Annotated in this window: 10 protein-coding genes; 8 read left to right on the top strand and 2 right to left on the bottom strand. The window is 69.4% G+C overall.

Annotated features, from left to right (window positions below):
• Window positions 1-35 precede the first annotated feature (35 nt).
• The 7 genes from AC1DYK_RS07670 (at window position 36) to AC1DYK_RS07700 (ending at window position 8,530) form a co-directional block, all read left to right on the top strand.
• Window positions 36-1,034, top strand: coding sequence for a tripartite tricarboxylate transporter substrate binding protein (locus AC1DYK_RS07670; RefSeq protein ID WP_478165705.1), 999 nt, complete (start codon window positions 36-38; stop codon window positions 1,032-1,034).
• A gap of 4 nt (window positions 1,035-1,038) precedes the next feature.
• Window positions 1,039-1,917: a MaoC family dehydratase gene (locus AC1DYK_RS07675; protein ID WP_478165706.1), complete on the top strand. Its 879-nt coding sequence runs from the start codon at window positions 1,039-1,041 to the stop codon at window positions 1,915-1,917.
• 239 nt (window positions 1,918-2,156) lie between these two features.
• Entirely contained in the window at window positions 2,157-3,065 is a 909-nt protein-coding gene (locus tag AC1DYK_RS07680; protein ID WP_478165722.1) for a tripartite tricarboxylate transporter substrate binding protein, read from the top strand.
• On the top strand, window positions 3,065-3,859 hold the full coding sequence (locus AC1DYK_RS07685; RefSeq protein WP_478165707.1) for an oxepin-CoA hydrolase, alternative type: 795 nt from the start codon (window positions 3,065-3,067) through the stop codon (window positions 3,857-3,859). The genes AC1DYK_RS07680 and AC1DYK_RS07685 overlap by 1 nt, the downstream gene beginning before the upstream one ends.
• An 18-nt stretch (window positions 3,860-3,877) precedes the next feature.
• A complete protein-coding gene (locus AC1DYK_RS07690; RefSeq protein ID WP_478165708.1) occupies window positions 3,878-5,959 on the top strand; it encodes an acetate--CoA ligase family protein in 2,082 nt (693 codons plus the stop codon).
• A gap of 102 nt (window positions 5,960-6,061) precedes the next feature.
• Window positions 6,062-7,558 carry a circularly permuted type 2 ATP-grasp protein gene (locus AC1DYK_RS07695; protein WP_478165709.1) on the top strand — a complete coding sequence of 499 codons (1,497 nt, stop codon included), beginning with the start codon at window positions 6,062-6,064 and terminating at the stop codon, window positions 7,556-7,558.
• A 15-nt stretch (window positions 7,559-7,573) separates the two neighbouring features.
• Window positions 7,574-8,530: an alpha-E domain-containing protein gene (locus AC1DYK_RS07700; protein ID WP_478165710.1), complete on the top strand. Its 957-nt coding sequence runs from the start codon at window positions 7,574-7,576 to the stop codon at window positions 8,528-8,530.
• Window positions 8,531-8,574: 44 nt separating this feature from the next.
• On the opposite strand, the gene glpK is transcribed toward AC1DYK_RS07700, so the two are convergent.
• Window positions 8,575-10,068, bottom strand: a complete 1,494-nt coding sequence (gene glpK, locus AC1DYK_RS07705; protein ID WP_478165711.1) for a glycerol kinase GlpK — start codon at window positions 10,066-10,068, stop codon at window positions 8,575-8,577.
• A 12-nt stretch (window positions 10,069-10,080) separates the two neighbouring features.
• On the bottom strand, window positions 10,081-10,851 hold the full coding sequence (locus AC1DYK_RS07710) for a DeoR/GlpR family DNA-binding transcription regulator (RefSeq protein WP_478165712.1): 771 nt from the start codon (window positions 10,849-10,851) through the stop codon (window positions 10,081-10,083).
• A 99-nt stretch (window positions 10,852-10,950) separates the two neighbouring features.
• Between AC1DYK_RS07710 and AC1DYK_RS07715 the strand changes: the two genes are divergently transcribed.
• On the top strand, window positions 10,951-11,447 hold a 497-nt coding region (locus tag AC1DYK_RS07715), incomplete at its 3' end, for an FAD-dependent oxidoreductase (protein WP_478165713.1).

An 11,447-nucleotide genomic window follows, 5' to 3' on the forward strand; every position in this document is an offset into this window, starting at 1 on the left:
GCTTTCTTCGATCACAAAAAAGCAGGAGACACGGCATGCATTCCTTCCTTCGATGCCTTTGCGGCCGGCAACGCCTCGCTGTGCTGGGGGCCGCGCTGTGCCTGGCCGCCGCTGCGACGGCCCAGGCCCAGGCGCCGGGCTATCCGGTCAAGCCGGTGAAACTGGTCGTGCCGTATCCGCCCGGTGGCCCGACCGACATCGTGGCGCGGGTGGTCGCGCAGAAGCTCTCGGAGCAGACCGGCCAGCAGTTCATCGTCGACAACCGCGCCGGCGCCGGCGGCAACCCGGGTGCCGAACTGGTGGCGCACAGCGCGCCCGACGGCTATACGCTGGTGGTGGCGACCACGGCGCACGCCATCAATCCCTCGTTGTTCAAGAACCTCGGCTACCGGTTGCTGAAGGACTTCGCGCCGGTGTCGCAGCTCACCAGCGGGCCGCTGGTGATCGTCGCCCATCCGGCCCTGCCCGCGAACAACGTGGCGCAGCTGATCGCGCTGGCCAAGGCGAAGCCGGGCGAGCTGAATTTCGCCTCCTCGGGCAACGGCCAGTCGACCCATCTGGCGGCCGAACTGTTCGACTCGATGGCCGGCGTGAAGATGAAGCACATCCCGTACAAGGGCAGCGCACCGGCGCTGACCGACGTGATCGCGGGCCAGACGCAGCTGATGTTCGACACCATGCTGTCGGCCATGCCGCACGTGAAGAGCGGCAAGCTCAAGGCGCTTGCAGTGACCAGCCCGAAGCGCTCGCCGGTGGCGCCCGATCTGCCCACGGTGGCCGAATCCGGCCTGCCGGGCTACGAGGCCATCGCGTGGAACGGGCTGCTGGCGCCGGCCGGCACCCCGCCCGAGGTCGTGGCGCGGCTCAATGCCGAAATCAGGAAGGCACTGGCGCTGCCCGAGGTCAAGGACAAGTTCGAGGCCCAGGGTTTCGCCGCGAGCTGGAACACGCCCGAGGCATTCGGCGGCTTTCTGCAGGCCGAGGTCGACAAATGGGCCAAGGTGGTCAGTGCCTCCGGTGCGACGCTGGATTGACGCCATGATCGATCCCGCACGCCTGAGGCACTGGCCCTTCGCCGACGTCGTTCATCGCTACACGGCCGAGGACACGATGCGCTACGCGTTGGCGCTCGGCGTCGGCGCCGACCCCATGGACCCCGCGCAGATGCGCTTCGTCAACGACACCGCGGCCGGCACGCCGCTGGCCTTGCCGACCCTGGCGGTGGTGCTCGGCTATCCGGGCGCCTGGATGCAGGGTGCGGCCACCGGCATCGACTTCACGCAGATCGTGCACGGAGAGGAACAGGTGGTCTGGCACCGGCCGCTGCCGGCGGCGGGCACGGTCGTGGCACGCCATCGCGTGACCCGCATCGTCGACAAGGGGCCGGGGCGGGGCGCCACGGTCACCTATGACAAGGATCTTTTCGACCAGGCCAGCGGCGCGGCGCTCGCGACCGTGACGCACACCACCTTCGCGCGCGGCAACGGCGGCTTCGCGACCGAGGCCGCGCCGGGGGACGCGCCGCCGCCGGCGCCCGCGGCGGTGCCCTCGCGCCCGCCCGACCGCGTGGTCGACATTCCGACGCTGCCGCAGCAGGCCTTGCTCTACCGGCTGTGCGCCGACCGCAACCCCTTGCATTCGGATCCCGAAGTCGCGCGCGCCGCGGGCTTCGAGCGGCCGATCCTCCATGGCCTGTGTACCTGGGGCATCGTCGGCCACGCGGTGCTGGCGCAATGCTGCGGCCATGACCCGGCGCGCCTGCTGAGCCTGTTCGCGCGCTTCTCGGCGCCCGTGTTCCCGGGCGAGACCTTGCGCGTGGCGCTGTGGCTCGAAGGCGGCGATGTGCGCTTCCAGGCCCGCGTGCCGGCGCGCGACAGGGTCGTGCTCGACCACGGCCATGCGCGGGTCCGGGGATGAATGGCCCCCACGCTCCCCCACTTCGTGTGGGTCGCTGCCCCCCGAGGGGGAGTCAGCAGGCCGCCCGTCAGCGCGAAGCGCGGACTTCGCCGCGCTGGCGGCCCGGCGCCGGCCTAGATTTCTCACCCAAGGAGGCTCTCGTGAATACCCAGGATATCGATCCCACCGTCGCGCCGCTCACACGTCGCCACTGGCTCGCCGGCGCCGCCGCCGCGAGCGCCGCCATCGCCTGGCCGGCGATGGCGCAGCAGGCCTTTCCGGTCCGGCCGGTGCGTTTCGTCGTGCCTTTTCCTCCCGGCGGCCCGGTCGACACGACGGCCCGCGCGGTCGCGCTCAAGCTGTCCGAGATCTGGGGCCAGCAGGCCATCGTCGACAACCGCGCGGGCGCGGGCGGCATCGTCGGCGCCGAGATCGCGGCCAAGTCGCCGGCCGACGGCTACAACCTGCTGGTGTGCAGCATCCACCACGCGGTGCTGCCGAGCCTGAAGCCCAAGCTGCCCTACGACATCGAGCGCGACTTCGTGCCGGTGAGCTTCGGTGCCATGTTTCCGGTGGTGCTGGTCGCGCATCCGGCGGTGCCGGTGCGCAACGTCGCCGACCTCATCGCATTGGACAAGGCGACGCCGGGCAAGCTGAGTTTCGGATCCTCGGGCAGCGGCGGTGGAACGCACCTGGCCGGCGAGCTGTTCAACATGCAGGCCGGCACCCGGTTGCTGCATGTGCCCTACAAGGGCAGCGCACCCGCCATGACCGATCTGCTCGGCGGGCAGGTGCAATTCATGTTCAGCGATGCGCCCACGGCCCTGCCGCAGATCAAGGCCGGCAAGGTGCGTGCCATCGCGGTGGCGAGCGCGCGCCGTTCGGTGCTGCTGCCCGACGTGCCGACCGTGGCCGAGTCCGGACTGCCTGGCTACGAGGCGTACTCGTGGGCGGCGTTCGTGGCGCCGGCCGGCACGCCGAAAGACATCGTTCAGCGCCTCAGTGCCGACCTCAACAAGGCGCTCGACGATCCGCAGGTCAAGCAGCGACTGCACGAAGTCGGTGCCGAAGCCATGCCGAGCACGCCGCAGGGCTTCGGGAAGATGCTCCACGCGGAAATCGACAAGTGGACGCGCGTGGTCCGCACCGCCAACATCCAGGTGGACTGATGAGCGCACAGGACCTCGACCCCGGCCCGCGCATGCTGTCCCGGCGCGATGGCCCGGTGCTCGTGCTGACCCTCAGCAACCCGGCCGCGCGCAACGCGATGCATCCGTCGCTCTATCGCACCGCGGTCGAGCGGATGCGCGAGGCCGCGGGCGATCGCCAGATCCGCGCCATCGTGCTCGCCGGCGAGGGCGATCATTTCTGCGGCGGCGGCGACCTGAAGCGACTGGCCGACCAGCGCCGCCGGCCGCGCGAGGAACAGCTCGGGCACCTCGATGCGCTGCACGACTGGGTGATGGCGATGCACGATGCGCCGCAGCCGGTGATCGCCGCGGTCGAGGGCGCGGCGGCCGGCGGCGGCTTTTCGTTGTGCCTGGGCTGCGATCTGATCGTCGCTGCCGAGGATGCGAAATTCGTGATGTCGTACGTCAAGGTGGCCCTGTCGCCCGACGGCGGCGGCTCCGATTCGCTGGCCCGCGCCTTGCCGCCGCAGGCGGCGCTCGAACTGCTGCTCGACGGCGGCGTCTGCAGCCCCGAGCGGTTGCATGCGCTGGGCGTGGTCAACCGGCTGGTGCCGCACGGCCAGGCGCTCGAAACGGCGCTGGCCTGGGCGCATCGGCTGGCCGCCGGCCCCTTCGATGCCCAGGCGCGCATCAAGCAGCTGGTGCACGCCGCGCGCGGACGCTCGCGCCGGGCGCAGCTCGACGCCGAGCGCGATGCCTTCGTCGAGAGCCTCTACAGCGAGGCCTGCGGCGACGGCATCGCCGCCTTCCTTTCGGCCCGCCATCGCGGGTAGCCCATTTCCTGGAACTTCATGTCCGATCTGCTCGAATCCGCCCTCAATCCCCAATCGGTCGCGGTCATTGGCGCCTCCGAGAACATCCACAAGATCGGCGGCCGACCGATCTACTACATGCAGCGGCACGGTTTTCGCGGGCGCATCTACCCGATCAACCCGGCGCGCCAGGAGGTGCAGGGCCTCGAGAGCTACGGCTCGCTGGCGGCGCTGCCCGAGGTGCCCGACCTGGCGCTGGTGATCGTCGGCGGCGACAAGGCCGTGGCCGCGGTCGACGAATGCGCCGCGCGCGGCGTCAAGTCGGCGGTGGTGATCGCCTCCGGCTTCGGCGAGGCTGGTGCACAGGGGAGGGCGGTGCAGCAGGCAATGGCCGACCGGGCGCGGGCCGCGGGCATGCGGCTCTACGGCCCCAACACCCAGGGCCTGGCGAATTTCGGCAATGGCGCCATCGCCGGCTTCTCGACCCTGTTCGTCGAGGTACCGCCGGCCGACGGGCCGATCGGCATCGTGAGCCAGAGCGGCGGCATGAGCGCCATGGCCTACGGCCTGCTGCGCGGGCGCGGCCTGGGCGTGCGCCATGTGCATGCCACCGGCAACGAGGCCGACGTCACCGTGTCAGACCTCGCCTGGGCCGTCGCCCACGATCCGGAAGTGAAGCTGCTGCTGCTCTATCTGGAGACCATCGCCAACCCCGGGATGCTGGCCCGCACCGCCGCCTATGCGCGCGAGCGCGACCTGCCGATCGTCGCCGTGAAGGCCGGGCGCTCCGAAAGCGGGCAGAAGGCAGCGTCGTCGCACACCGGTTCGCTGGCCAACGAAGACCGCGCGGTCGATGCCTTCTTCAAGCACCACGGCATCTGGCGCGTGCGCGACCCGCACGCGCAGGCACTGGCGGCCGAGGCCTATCTCAAGGGCTGGCGGCCCGAAGGCCGGCGGCTGGTGGTGATCAGCAATTCGGGCGCGAGCTGCGTGATGGGCGCGGACGCTTCCGAGGAGCTCGGCCTTCCCCTGGCGGAGTTGTCGCCGCAGACGCGCCAGGACGTGGCCGACAGGCTGCCGGGCTTCGCGACCGCCAGCAACCCGATCGACATCACGGCGGCACTGCTGTCCAACAGCGGCCTGTTCGGCGACGTGCTGCCGGCGGTGGCGCAGGACCCGGCGGCCGACCTGTTCTTCATCCACATCCCGGTGGCCGGGGCCGGCTACGACGTGGAAGCCTTCGCCGCCGACACGGCCAGGTTCGAGGCCGGCACCGGGAAGCCGGTGGTGGTCGCGGCCTGGCAGGCCTCGGTCGCGGCCCCCTTCAAGGCCAGGGGCATCCCGACCTACGCCAGCGAGGCGGAGGCGCTCGGGGTGCTGGCGCAGCTCGCTTCGCACACGGCGCTGATGCGCAGGCCGCAACGTGCGTGGCCGGCCGAACCCTTGCCGCCGCTGCCGACGGGGACTGGCCGATTCCTGAACGAGGCCGAGAGCCTTGCGCTGCTGGCGGCGCGTGACATTCCGGTCGTTGCGCACCGGCTCTGCCGCTCGGCACGGCAGGCGCGCGACGCCTGGACGGCGATGGGCGTGCCGGCGGTGGTCAAGGCCTGCTCGGGCGACGTGCCCCACAAGTCGGAACACGGGCTGGTGGCGCTGCACGTGCGCAGCGCCGACGATGCCGCCGCGCTGTTCGAGCAGCAATGGACCCGGCTGGCCGAGCTCGGTGCTTCGCAGGACGGCGTGATCGTGGCCGCGATGCACCGCGGCCGGCACGAGTTCATGGTTGGTGCGCGGCAGGATCCGGTTTTCGGGCCGGTGGTGGTGGTCGGCGACGGCGGCAAGTATGTCGAGGCGCTGCAGGACGTCGCCGTGCTGCTGCCGCCGTTCGACAGTGCCGACGTCGGCGCGGCCCTGCGTACCCTGCGCATCGCGCCGTTGCTGGAGGGGGTGCGCGGCGAGCCGCCGCTGGACGTCGCCGCCCTGTGCGCCGTGGTCGTGGCGGTCGGCCGTCTGATCGCCGCGGCCTCGGGACGGATCGCCTCCATCGACGTCAATCCGGTGCTGGTGGGCGCCCGGGGGGAGGGTGCCATGGTCCTCGACGCCCTCGTCGAGCGAGCCTGAGCACGCGACGGCCGTACCCGTCATCCGGGCAGGCCCGGAGCGCGACGGCCGGGATCTTGGCCTTGAACTTGCTAAGCTATGGTCAAGGAGATTGGTCGTCCCATGCACAAATTCGATGAGATGTACGAACAGCTGCCCTACCACGGCGCAGCGGTGCGAAGCCACTACAAGCGTTACGACCAATGGCTTGCGAGGCAGCCCGGCGAGGTGATGCGTTCGCGGCGCGAGGAGGCGGAAATGATCTTCCGCCGGGTCGGCATCACCTTTGCGGTCTACGGCGCGAAAGACGAGGACGGCTCGGGCACCGAGCGGCTGATTCCCTTCGACCTGCTGCCGCGCATCATTCCCGCGCACGAGTGGGCCTCGATGGAAAAGGGCCTGGTGCAGCGCGTGACCGCGCTCAACCGCTTCATCCATGACGTCTACCACGGCCAGGAGATCATCAAGGCCGGCGTGATCCCGGCCGAGCAGATCCTGAACAACGCCCAGTACCGGCCCGAGATGGTGGGCGTCAAGGTGCCCAACGACATCTACTCGCACATCTCGGGCATCGACATCGTGCGTGCGCCCGATGCCCAGGGCAACGGCGAGTACTACGTGCTCGAGGACAACCTGCGGGTGCCCAGCGGCGTGAGCTACATGCTGGAAAACCGCAAGATGATGATGCGGCTGTTCCCGGAGCTGTTCAGCCAGAACCGCATCGCGCCGGTCGCCCACTACCCCGACCTGCTGCTGGAAACCCTGCGCGCCTCGGCGCCGCCGGCCACTGCCGAGCCCACCGTGGTGGTGCTCACGCCTGGCATGTACAACAGCGCCTACTTCGAGCACGCCTTCCTGGCGCAGCAGATGGGCGTCGAACTGGTCGAGGGCCAGGACCTGTTCGTCAAGGACGACTTCGTCTACATGCGCACCACGCGCGGGCCGCGCCGGGTCGACGTGATCTACCGCCGGGTCGACGACGACTTCCTCGACCCCGAGGTGTTCCGCCCGACCTCCACACTGGGCTGCGCCGGCCTGATGCGCGCCTATCGCGAAGGCAACGTCGTGATCTGCAACGCGGTCGGCACCGGCGTGGCCGACGACAAGTCGATCTACCCCTACGTGCCGAAGATGGTCGAGTTCTATCTGGGCGAGAAGCCGATCCTGAAGAACGTGCCGACCTACATGTGCCGCAACAAGGACGACCTGGACTACACGCTGGCCCACATGAAGGACCTGGTGGTCAAGGAGGTGCACGGTGCCGGCGGCTACGGCATGCTCATCGGCCCGGCCGCGACCCAGGCCGAGATCGAGGACTTCAAGAAGGCGGTGCTGGCCAAGCCCGACGGCTACATCGCGCAGCCGACGCTGAGCCTGTCGACCTCGCCGACCTTCGTCGACGCCGGCATCGCGCCGCGCCACATCGACCTGCGGCCCTTCGTGCTGTCGGGCAAGGAAGTCCAGATGGTGCCTGGCGGCCTGACGCGGGTCGCGCTCAAGGAAGGCTCGCTGGTGGTCAATTCGTCGCAGGGCGGCGGCACCAAGGACACCTGGATCCTCGAGGCCGACCGCGGCAGCAAGCCGCGGGCGCCGTCGCAAACCCAGAGCCAAGTGGCCTGATCGGAGGAACGTCTCATGCTGTCACGCACCGCCGATCACCTCTACTGGATGTCGCGCTACACCGAGCGGGCCGAGAACACCGCGCGCATGCTCGACGTCAACTACCAGACCTCGCTGCTGCCGCAGTCGGCCGAGGTCGCGCAATACGGCTGGCAGGGCCTGCTGTCGATCAGCGAGCTGCTGCCGCTCTACAACGAGAAGCACGAGGGCTTCAAGCCCGACGAGGTGATGGAGTTCATGGTCAAGGACGAGTCGAACCCGTCGTCGATCCTCTCCTGCCTGCGGGCCGCGCGCGAGAATGCGCGGGCGGTGCGCGGCGCGCTGACCACCGAAGCCTGGGAGACCCAGAACACCACCTGGCTGGAGGTCAACCGGATGCTGCGCAGCGGCGACTTCGAGCGCGATCCGGCGCAGTTCTTCGAATGGGTCAAGTTCCGCTCGCACCTCTCGCGCGGCGTGACGCTGGGCACCATGCTGCAGGACGAGGCCTTCTACTTCTCGCGGCTGGGCACCTTCATCGAGCGCGCCGACAACACGGCGCGGCTGGTCGACGTCAAGTTCCACGCGCTCAACAGCGAGTTCTTCGGCACCGCCACCGAGGAGGACCAGGAATACGACTTCTATCATTGGAGCGCGATCCTGCGCAGCGTCTCGGCCTTCGAGGTCTACCGCAAGGTGTACCGCGACGTGATCAAGCCCGAGCGCGTGGCCGAGCTGCTGATCCTGCGCCCGGACATGCCGCGTTCATTGCATGCCAGCCTGCACGAGGTGGTCAGCAACCTCGACATGGTCAAGAACGAGCAGAGCGCCGAGACCCAGCGCCGCGCCGGCAAGCTATTGGCCGACCTGCAGTACGCGACGGTCGACGAAATCCTCGCGACCGGGCTGCACGCCTACCTGACGCAGTTCCTCGACCGGGTGAACGAGCTGGGGTGGCGGATCAGCCAGGACTTTCTGGTGCCCGGACACTGAGGATTGCCTTCAGCTTCACGGGACCTGATCGGCGTTGACCAGAATCACACCAGCGTCGCCCGCCGCACCGCCAGCTCCCAGCGCCCCATCGCCTCGTCCGCCTTGGCCCGGCTCAGGGTCGGCATGAAGCGCCGCTCGATGCGCCACAGCTTCGACAGCTGCGCCACGTCGGTGTAGACGCCGGTCGACAGCCCGGCGAGGTAGGCGGCGCCCAGCGCCGTGGTTTCCGTGACCTCGGGCCGCACCACCGGGATGCCCAGCAGGTCGGCCTGGAACTGCATCAGCAGGTCGTTCACGCAGGCGCCGCCGTCGACCCGCAGTTCCGCCACTGGTGCGCCGCCGGCGGCGACCGCGTCGCGGCTCATGGCCTGCAGCAGCGCGGCGCTCTGGTAGGCGATGCTCTCCAGCGCGGCGCGCGCGATGTGCGCGACCGTGGTGCCGCGCGTCAGCCCGGTGATGGTGCCTCGCGCATCGGCGTTCCAGTAGGGTGCGCCGAGCCCGGTGAAGGCCGGCACCATCATCACGCCGCCGGCGTCGGGCACGCTCTCGGCCAGCGCCTGCACCTGGGCGCTGCCCTGGATCGCCTTGAGGCCGTCGCGCAGCCACTGCACCACCGCGCCGCCGACGAAGACGCTGCCTTCCATCGCGAACTGCGGCGTGGCGCTGGTCTGCGCCGCGCTGGTCACCAGCAGGCCGTTGTGCGAGGGCTGGAAGGCGCCGCCCGTGTGCATCAGCAGGAAGCAGCCGGTGCCGTAGGTGTTCTTCGCCATGCCGGCATCGAAACAGGCCTGGCCGAAGAGGGCGCTCTGCTGGTCGCCCGCGACGCCGCCGATCGGCAGGCTGCGTCCGAGCAAGGCCGCGTCGGTGTCGGCGAAGTGCGCGCTCGAGGGCTTGACCTCGGGCATCAGCGAGGCCGGGATGCGCAGCGCCCGCAGCAGCTCGGCATCCCAGGCGTTGCGGTGCACGTTGAACAACATCGTGCGCGAAGCGTTGCTGACGTCGGTGACGTGCACCTTGCCGCCGGTGAGCTGCCAGACGAGCCAGCTGTCGACCGTGCCGAAGGCGAGTTCGCCGCGCTCGGCCTGGGCCCGCGCGCCGGCCACGTTGTCCAGCAGCCAGCGCAGCTTGGTGCCCGAGAAATAGGCGTCGATCACCAGGCCGGTCTTTTCGCGGATCGTGTCGGCCATGCCGTCTTCGCGCAGTTGCACGCACAGCGGCTCGGCGCGCCGGTCCTGCCAGACGATCGCGTGGTGCAGCGGCTGGCCGGTCTTGCGGTTCCACAGCAGCGTGGTCTCGCGCTGGTTCGTGATGCCGAGCGCATGGATGTCGCCGGCCTCGATGTTGGCCTTGGCCAGCACCTCGCGCGCGGTGGCCAGTTGGCTCGCCCAGATCTCCATCGGGTCGTGCTCGACCCAGCCGGGCTGCGGGTAGATCTGCGTCAGCTCCCGCTGGGCGACGGCCACGATGCGGCCCTGGCTGTCGAAGACGATGCTGCGTGAACTGGAGGTGCCCTGGTCGAGGGCCAGCAGGTAGGTCATGGAAGGGTTCCTTCAGGTCTCGCGAGCGATCTCGCAGCGCACTTGCGCCTGCGCCAGCAGTTCGGGGAAGGGGGGAGGCGGCTCCGCATCCGTGAACAGGCAATCGATCTGCGACAGCTTCGCCAGCTCGATCATCGCGGGCCGGTTGAACTTGCTCGCGTCGGCCGCGAGCCAGACCTCGCGCGCCTGCGAAATGATGGTCTGGGCCACCTTCACCTCGCGCAGGTCGAAGTCGCGCAGCGTGCCGTCGTCCTCGATGCTCGAGACGCCGATCAGCGCGATGTCGACCTTGAACTGGCGGATGAAGTCGACCGTCGCCTCGCCCACGATGGCGCGGTCGCGCAGCCGCACCGAGCCGCCCGCCACGATCACCTCGCAGGCCGGGTTGTCGCTCAGGATGCTCGCGACGTTGAGATTGTTGGTGATCACGCGCAGCCCCCGATGGTGCAGCAGCGCCTTGGCGATCGCCTCGGTGGTGGTGCCGATGTTGAGGATCAGCGAGCAGTCGTTCGGCACCCGCGCCGCCACCGCGCGCGCGATGCGCGCCTTGCCTTCGGCGTGCAGGGTCTCGCGCTGCCGGTAGCCGATGTTCTCGGTGGTCGAGCTGGGCACGCGCACGCCGCCATGGAAGCGCGTCAGCAGGCCTTCGTCGGCCAGCCGCTGGACGTCCCGGCGCACGGTCTGGAGCGTCACGTCGAGCATCTCGGCGAGCTGCTCGACCGTGATCGAGCCGCGCGAGCGCACGGTGTTCAGCAGCTTGAGCTGGCGGGGGTTGGAATTCACGGGGGAAAAGACAAATGGAGCGCTCGCTACTTTATAACGAAACAAAACGAATGGACTTCAGGGTTAACGCCGAAGAAAATCGCGCCATAAGGAACCAGAATGAAAAGATTCGAAAGCGAAAAATCCCTTGAACGCGGACTGAACCCCATCGCATCGGAACCCATTGCCGTGAGCACCACCGCCTCGCCACCGACCGACTCCGCCGCCGACTGCGACGTGCTGATCGTCGGCGGCGGCATCAACGGCTGCGGCATCGCGCGGGATCTCGCGGGCCGCGGCTTTCGCGTGCTGCTGTGCGAGAAGGACGACCTCGCCGCCCACACGTCTTCTTCGTCGACCAAGCTGATCCATGGCGGCTTGCGCTATCTCGAGTACTACGAGTTCTCGCTGGTGCGCAAGGCGCTGCAGGAGCGCGAGGTGCTGCTCAAGAGCGCGCCGCACATCATGTGGCCGCTGCGCTTCGTGATGCCGCACGACCCGTCGATGCGGCCGGCCTGGATGATCCGCATCGGCCTGTTCCTGTACGACCACCTGGCCAAGCGCGAGGTGCTGCCGGGCTCGCGTACCGTCGACCTGCGCCGGCACGAGGCCGGCGC

This window comes from Variovorax sp. P2_H12 (genome assembly GCF_056403395.1).

Bases quoted from the DNA above. Each gene is read 5' to 3' on its own strand.
- glpK (WP_478165711.1), bottom strand. From the start codon at position 10,068: ATGACCTACCTGCTGGCCCTCGACCAGGGCACCTCCAGTTCACGCAGC.
- AC1DYK_RS07670 (WP_478165705.1), top strand. From the start codon at position 36: ATGCATTCCTTCCTTCGATGCCTTTGCGGCCGGCAACGCCTCGCTGTG.
- AC1DYK_RS07690 (WP_478165708.1), top strand. From the start codon at position 3,878: ATGTCCGATCTGCTCGAATCCGCCCTCAATCCCCAATCGGTCGCGGTC.
- AC1DYK_RS07685 (WP_478165707.1), top strand. From the start codon at position 3,065: ATGAGCGCACAGGACCTCGACCCCGGCCCGCGCATGCTGTCCCGGCGC.
- AC1DYK_RS07695 (WP_478165709.1), top strand. From the start codon at position 6,062: ATGCACAAATTCGATGAGATGTACGAACAGCTGCCCTACCACGGCGCA.
- AC1DYK_RS07675 (WP_478165706.1), top strand. From the start codon at position 1,039: ATGATCGATCCCGCACGCCTGAGGCACTGGCCCTTCGCCGACGTCGTT.
- AC1DYK_RS07700 (WP_478165710.1), top strand. From the start codon at position 7,574: ATGCTGTCACGCACCGCCGATCACCTCTACTGGATGTCGCGCTACACC.
- AC1DYK_RS07680 (WP_478165722.1), top strand. From the start codon at position 2,157: ATGGCGCAGCAGGCCTTTCCGGTCCGGCCGGTGCGTTTCGTCGTGCCT.